The sequence below is a fragment of the Faecalispora jeddahensis genome (assembly GCF_000577335.1).
In the GTDB taxonomy this organism is placed as follows: Bacteria; Bacillota; Clostridia; order Oscillospirales; family Acutalibacteraceae; genus Faecalispora; species Faecalispora jeddahensis.
The window spans coordinates 1-6,868 of sequence record NZ_CBYL010000081.1 but is presented as its reverse complement, the minus strand read 5'-3'; the positions used below and the strand labels follow the sequence as shown (position 1 = coordinate 6,868).

The 6,868-nt window shown below is 52.4% G+C and carries 9 protein-coding genes; 1 reads left to right on the top strand and 8 read right to left on the bottom strand.

From position 1 onward, the window contains the following. Window positions 1-48: 48 nt before the first annotated feature. The 4 genes from TY09_RS17160 to TY09_RS17145 are packed head-to-tail and all read right to left on the bottom strand — an operon-like array spanning window position 49 to window position 3,986. Entirely contained in the window at window positions 49-306 is a 258-nt protein-coding gene (locus TY09_RS17160; RefSeq protein ID WP_018213977.1) for a hypothetical protein, read from the bottom strand. After that, complete coding sequence (locus TY09_RS17155) at window positions 282-2,678, bottom strand: DNA cytosine methyltransferase (protein ID WP_074432651.1); 2,397 nt, start codon at window positions 2,676-2,678, stop codon at window positions 282-284. Before TY09_RS17155 ends, TY09_RS17160 begins: the two co-directional genes overlap by 25 nt. Next, entirely contained in the window at window positions 2,678-3,061 is a 384-nt protein-coding gene (locus TY09_RS17150; RefSeq protein ID WP_018213984.1) for a DUF7768 domain-containing protein, read from the bottom strand. Before TY09_RS17150 ends, TY09_RS17155 begins: the two co-directional genes overlap by 1 nt. 19 nt (window positions 3,062-3,080) lie before the next feature. Continuing rightward, a complete protein-coding gene (locus TY09_RS17145; protein ID WP_018213985.1) occupies window positions 3,081-3,986 on the bottom strand; it encodes a conjugal transfer protein TrbL family protein in 906 nt (301 codons plus the stop codon). 200 nt (window positions 3,987-4,186) lie between these two features. Between TY09_RS17145 and TY09_RS18715 the strand changes: the two genes are divergently transcribed. Continuing rightward, window positions 4,187-4,354, top strand: a complete 168-nt coding sequence (locus tag TY09_RS18715) for a hypothetical protein (protein WP_018213986.1) — start codon at window positions 4,187-4,189, stop codon at window positions 4,352-4,354. A gap of 158 nt (window positions 4,355-4,512) precedes the next feature. Here TY09_RS18715 and TY09_RS17140 read toward each other — a convergent pair whose 3' ends face one another. From TY09_RS17140 to TY09_RS17125, 4 genes are all read right to left on the bottom strand, one after another. After that, a complete protein-coding gene (locus TY09_RS17140) occupies window positions 4,513-4,932 on the bottom strand; it encodes a pyridoxamine 5'-phosphate oxidase family protein (protein ID WP_018213987.1) in 420 nt (139 codons plus the stop codon). 48 nt (window positions 4,933-4,980) lie between these two features. Then, entirely contained in the window at window positions 4,981-5,370 is a 390-nt protein-coding gene (locus TY09_RS17135; RefSeq protein WP_018213988.1) for a VOC family protein, read from the bottom strand. 13 nt (window positions 5,371-5,383) lie between these two features. Continuing rightward, window positions 5,384-5,824, bottom strand: a complete 441-nt coding sequence (locus TY09_RS17130; protein WP_018213989.1) for a GyrI-like domain-containing protein — start codon at window positions 5,822-5,824, stop codon at window positions 5,384-5,386. A gap of 66 nt (window positions 5,825-5,890) precedes the next feature. Beyond that, a complete protein-coding gene (locus tag TY09_RS17125; RefSeq protein WP_042436900.1) occupies window positions 5,891-6,784 on the bottom strand; it encodes a helix-turn-helix transcriptional regulator in 894 nt (297 codons plus the stop codon). Window positions 6,785-6,868 lie beyond the last annotated feature (84 nt).

Here is a 6,868-nt window from a genome sequence, read left to right as displayed (position 1 = left end):
GGGTGGAGGCTTTTTCTCTGGCCTCCTGTTTCTTTTTTCTGTTCATATTCATCCCCTCCATTCGTAGGTCTGCTGCTTGCCAAAGAAGAAAGCGACGGCGTAGCGGATAAAGTCAAGGATGCTCACATCCTCGAAGCGGATGGATAAAAAGGCATAGACCGCCGTCAGAACAATGGGCGGCAGCCAGCCCAGCCGGGAGAGGGCAAAGACAGAAATCAGGCATTCGATGCCGATGATTCCGATGTCCCGCAGATCCCACAGCCACAGGGTCGCCTTTGATTTTAAGTTGTCGGGGTAGATGTACATCGGGGTGATCCCTCCTGTTCCTCATAGATTTTTCGTAAAAAATAAGCGATGCCTCGGAGGACAAAGTCCACGCAGGGTATCGCCACACTATTTCCAAGAGCTTTATACCGGGCGCTGTCAGATGCCCCCGGAATTAGCGTCCAGCCATCGGGAAAACCTTGGAGCCGTTCACATTCCAGAGGGGTAAGCCTGCGGATGAGGTTGCGCCTTTCCACAATGCATTTGTTCTGACTGACATACTGGCTGCCGATGCCTTTCTCATCTCCACGGCAAAGCGCGCCCACCACCTCTTGGTATGGCTCACACACTGCGTGCCGGTCGCTGGTTGTAATGGTGTAGCTGATGTCCGGCTGACAGCCGAGGCCGTTGCCGCCGTTTTCCGGCTCCCGGTCGATGGTGTTTCCGGCAATGCAGATGGTTTCCTGCAAAATAGCAATGCCGCCTTGGTTCTTGCTGGGATCGGGGCTGGTTGTGTCAATGGTTCTGGCAACCTCCGTTTCCCGGCATCCCGAATGGGGATTTGCTGATTTCATGCTGTTGGATTCCTTGGAATCCAGCGAAAAGGCAACGGCACTGCCCACCAGCGGAACATTATTGCCGCCTGTTCCCATCCGGGCGGACATGGTGGGCGCTACTGCATGGGGGCCGGTGTAGCGGCTGTCAATGCCGTGATTTTCAAATAATACCGGCTGATTATTGCCACTCATCCCGGCACTTGCCGTAATGGTCGGGCAGATGCCCTCGCCAATTTCAGCGCCGCCCTGCTGGGTCGCCATGACCAGCGGCTGATTGTTCCCGCCCTGCCCGAAGCCTGCGGATACTGTCTGCGACACATCCACCGGTCCGGTAAAGCGGGAATCTTGTGCGTGGTTGTCAAACACCAGCGGCTGGTGTCCATGCTCCTGTGCGCGGAGGGTGCCGGTGATATCCTCGGTACAGTGCATCTGACTGCCGCCCTGATCGTTGAGGCACAGTACCGATGGGGCCGTGCCGGTTTTAATGGTGGGTGAGCACTCCGCCTGATAGCCGATTCCTCTCGCATCGGCGCTGGCATTTCCGCAGAAGCCCGCGGTAAGCACACAGGGATAGCCCTGTCCGGCCTGCCCACCGCCGCCGGTAATAGAGGTGTGTACCTCCGGTGAGAGAAAGCAGTCGCCGTCACCCTTGCTGACAACGCCTGCCGCAAACAGAAGCCCTGCCGGGTTTCTTCCCCCGCCGCCGTCCGCACCGGCAAGAGTCGGCGCCACACCCTCCGGCGTGAACACACGGCTTTGCTGGGTATCCCAGCCGTTCAGACAGTTTGGCTGAGATACAAGGGGAGGATGCCCGCCCATACCGGCGCGCAGCGTGGACGCCACATCCTCGGTGACATCCATCCGTTCGCCGCCCTGATCGTTTAAGCACAACAGCGGTTCTGCCACAAAGGTCTGCTGTTTCATCCCCGGCTGAGCCTGTACTGCCCCTGCAATATCGTGCAAATCCCGCACTTCATCACGTTGGTTGGCGGCGAAAGCAATGGGTATTCTTTCTTCTGTCTGAATATATCCGTGCCCACCGCCTTCACCACTATAGAGGGCGGGCCATGTTCCGGTTTCTTCAAAAATGCGGCGGCTCTGTACATCCCATGGGGTCAGGCAAGCCCCGCCTGTATCATCAGTGCGTCCCTGAGCTGGGGCGGCAGCTCCTTGCCGCGGGCCTCCGCTCTGCGCAATATCCCCAAACAGGCTGTCTTGCTTAAATAGTATTTCGGGTGCGGTCGTGCCTCCAAAATCTGCGACAAGGAAGATGCGACGGCGGCGCTGGGCGACTCCCCAGAATTGAGCGTCCATGACTCTCCAAGCCAGGCTGAATTCATTTCCCAAAAGGACAGCCCCAGCAGATTCCCAGCGCCCGGACTCAGGTCGAGGCACATCACAGGCACTGTACTTAATGCGGACGATCTCCTCAATGACCGCCCGGAAGTCCTCCCCCTCTGCGGAGCTGAAGGCTCCGGGGACATTCTCCCAAACGAGGTATCGAGGTCGAACAAGGTGAGCTGGTACGTTTCGTTGCTCATCGGATTTTCTCATCTCCTTCGCAATGCGTGTCTGCTCCATAAACAGGCCGGAACGCTCACCCGCCAAGCCCCGGCGCTGGCCAGCGACCGATAAATCTTGACACGGGCTGCCGCCGCAAATGACGTCCACAGGCGGCAATTTCGCTCCGTCCAGCTTTGTAATATCCCCGACATGGAGCATTTCGGGGAATCGGATTTTCGTCACTTCAATGGGAAAGGCTTCGATTTCACTGGCCCATACGGGAGTGATACCGTTGCGGATAGCCGCCAATGGAAAACCTCCGATCCCATCGAAGAGGCTCCCCATCGTCATCATCAGGCCATCCTCATCGCCTGCTGGGGAGCTTCGGCCGGTTCGGTGCCTTTGGCTCTGCCGATGGCAAAGCCGTTTTCCTGTTCCATCACCCGGCGAACCGGGATTCCGATTCTGACCGCTTCCTCGATTTCAAGGTGCATTCCATAGGAGATGCGGTCGCCGTAGCACCACAACTCGTCACAGCGGGGCAGCATGGCAAGTCCCATATCCAGACCCGCCTGACGCTCCTGCGGATTGGAATCATCAAGGAGCTGCGGATATAACAGATGGGGCGCAAAAAAAGCGTGCCCCTCGTTCATCACATGGCGGCACGCTTTCCTGGCAAATGCGGTGTTCTGTTCGATGTCCCCGGCATAAGGGGACGCCACATAGATTAATTTCATAGGCTTTTCCTTTCTGTGCTTATTTCGGCGCTACCGCCTGTACGATGGTGCGGGTGGTGTTGACGGCAGCCTGTGCGGTATACACGGCGCTCATCACGTTGGCCTTTGTACTGGTATCCAGCCCGAAGGCTCCGGCAATTCGCGGTACTTCTCCTGCGGCCAGCATCAGACCAAGCCCCAGCAGAGCGTGGGTTCGCAGCACCATAAGCCCCGCCGCAAGGATGGTTGCCTGCAAAAATGTGGTGAGGCACAGACCGATGATCTGCTTGCACCACTGTGTAAAACCGTCGATGTAGCCGCGGGGAACGGAAAACATATACAGGCTGCCCACGGCAATCTGTATGAGCAGGATGCCGCCGCGCTTCAGGTTGGCAAAGAACACCTTAATGACCGCGTACCCCATCATGATGATCATAAAGAGCAGCAGGATGGGGCTTGTAATGACAGCCAGCCCTCCGAACACGCCGGAGCCCATGGCGCCAACCATATCCGGTGAGCTGCCAAGCTCGGAAATGATGTTCCCGGCAAGGTCGCCAAAGCTGGTTCCATAGCCGGTGATCCCCGCCGTGAGGCTGCTCTGGAGATTGACCGAGAGCTTGAACAGCTCCACCGGCACGATGGTAAAAAGGGACACCGCCATAAAGCCCTTAATGGCGTTTAAGGCGGTGTCCTTGATGCTGCCCCGGCCGTGCTGGTACTCGATGCCGGTTTCAAACGCCGACACCACCAGCCCGGTTCCATACAGCGCCCAAGCCAGATAGGAAAAAAACAGGACGATGGACTGCACCCAGCTCATTTCGAACAGCTCCACGCCCATATTTCCCATCTGTGCAAAAAAATCGGCCAGAAAACCGACCACCTGTCCGTAGAGCCATTCGATGATCTGATCCATCACGGTTCCAAGGACAAAGTCCCATATGAACATTGGATTCTCACCCCTTTCTGTGGAAATAAAAAAGGCACACCATGCAATAAAATGCGGTGTGCCTGCATATCTGTCTGAACGGATTTCTGACAGGGTGCTAACATTTAGAAAACTTCAGAAACGACTTGACAATCCGTCCGGTCAGAGCTTCAATACCACACAACGGTGGCCGCCGAAATAAGGAAAAGGAGGTCTATTGTGTGGCAGATTACAAAAAAATGTATGATTCGCTGTTTAACGATGTGACGGATGCCATCTCGCTGCTTCAGCGTGCGCAGCAAAAGACGGAGGAGCTTTTTATCTCCGGTGATGACGGCGTTATTGTGGAACTCAAAAGAGATTCAGAGCCCGACGGCAACGATAAATAGCATAGCCCGTTTACAAAAAGCAAGGAGAGCGGTTCTGCCGCCCTCCTTGTTTTGCTGCTGCAAACGTCTTTTGGGGGAAATAAAAAAGGCACACCGTGGGTTCATTCACAGTGCGCCTTGGAGAATAGTTGCAACTCGCTGCCGACAGGGGTTTCAGACTATACCGCAATCGTTTCCATGTGTTCAAAGTCAATGACCACATCCGCTTGGTCAAAGGTGATTTCGAACAGGATAAGCGCAGGAAGTACATCAGGGATGCTCATAATGTATTCCGGCAGCTTCAATAGAAACTGATCCTTGATGGCTTCCACCGAAACAGAGCTTTTCCGAACAATCCCATTCCTGACCCGAACGTGTTCTTCTCCACTTTCCGGAATCGTTGTGAATGCAGCATGAGGATTTTTCTCAAACTCCGCAACCTTTTGGTTGTCGCTAAAGGTGGAGAAATACAGGGCTTTCGTCTCTGCATCATAATAAAAATTGACGATGCGTACATTGGGCGCTCCGTCTGCCGCTGTAGCCAGCGCCATGGCTGTTTGTGTTTGCATCATGCGCTCAAATTCTTTTCTATAATCCATTTGTTATTTCGTCTCCTTCTTTTTAGGCATAGGCAATTGTGTAGCTGCTTATTTGGTAAAGGAACCAATTTCAATTAAGTTGCCCTCTGGATCTGCAACATAGCAAGTCCGCTGTCCCCACGGCTCTGTTGTAGGTTCTAAGACCGGCACGGCACCGTTTGACACAACCCGCTTAAAGGTATCATCTACTGCGGCATAGTTTTCTACACCCATCGCAATTTCATAATGGCCATGGATGCCATTCGCATAAGAAAACGACCTTTTTGCCATCTGCTCAAAATCTGTTCTGCGATAAAGTAAAAACAAAGTGCCATCTTTCACCAGATAGACATTGCTGGAATCTTCTTCCTCCTTGATTTCAAACCCAAGAACATCACGGTAAAAACGCACCATAGTCGGCATATCTTTCACGAAAATTCCGAAGCCTTCTAATTTCATACGTTTCCCCCCCTTACTTCAGAGCAATGTAGATATCAATATCACAGTTTTCCGGGTCGGCATTTCGGTATTCCTCGAAATCGCCTGTAAAGCTGCGGTCTAAATCCGTCTGCCAAATCTCTCCCCATGAGTCAGAGACGGCCTTTTCCATATGCCCATGCACAGAGAATTTTGCGTATTTTCCGGCAGGGATTGTTTTTACGGTCAGTTCAGGATTTTCTGCCTTGGAAACCTCATTACCCGCTGTTACACAGTACCCATCGGCCGTATAATCGGAATACAGCCCAATGGCGTACTCGTTTACCTTGTTTTTTATCACGGCATTGATGCCGCCTTGGTATAACTTCTCCCAAAGCCCGCCAATGATTTTCCCCATTTCAGGGTCGCTGTTGCTGGTCGCAGCACTTACCCCAACAATAATCTTTTCCTCTAAATGCACAACTTCGTAGTTCATTTGATCGTCCTCCTTGTCTTTGATACTATCATCATAGCAAAGACCAATTGACAGCAGCGTGTCATATTATAAATATTGTGCCAGTGTTTTTTGCAGCTTATCCTTGATTTGCAGGCGGATATCCTCCGGTTCTATGATCTCACAATCCTCACCAAAGGTCGCAAGATATTGATAGACCCAATCGCCTCTGGGCATGGTGAGCGTCGCAATGAAATCACCGCTGGGAAGCGTTTTGTATTGTGAAAATTCATCATAGACACGATACGCCATTTTCTTTGACAGCTTCAGTGTGATTGTCACGAAATCATCTTGAAATATTTTTGTGCCTTCAAATATCTTCGCGGAGGCAGTGCGTTCAAAGCGCTCGTCAAGCAGCTTCAATTCTTTCATGCGCCGCAGTTTGAAAAACCGATAATCTTGACGCACTGTGCAGAAAGCATAAAGATACCAGCTCTGTCCCTTAAAGCAGAGTTTCATGGGTTCTGCTGTGCGCTGCGTGCTGCCCTCACTGCTGTGATACTGAAACGCCACTTTTTTCTTTCCGAGAATGGCGCTTTTCAGCAGGCTGAACAGCTGCGCTTCCTCATCGGCGTTTGCCCAGCCGGAGAAATCAACTTCAACCCAATCGGCGCTGGTGTTTCCAAATAGGGAGGACAGCTTTTGCACCGCAGTATTGGTTTGCTCCAAGTTGACCGCATCTACTGCGTGAAGTGCAGCGAGAATATCTGACTTTTCGCCATCGGTCAGGACAGTTTTATTGAGAACGAAGTCAGGGGGCAGTGAAATTCCACCACCCTTGCCCTTGGTCATATAAATGGGTATTCCCGCCGAGGATAGAAGCTCTACATCCCGGTAAATCGTGCGGGGTGAAACCTCAAAGTGTGTTGCGAGCTCCCCGGCGGTCATACTTTTTTTGTTCAGCAATAGATAAACCATTTCGAATAGCCTGTTAATCTGCATATTATCACCTCTACTGCTTTTATTATAAGATGATAATATGACATCTACAAGACATATTAAAGCAACGAAACATTATTTGTTCCA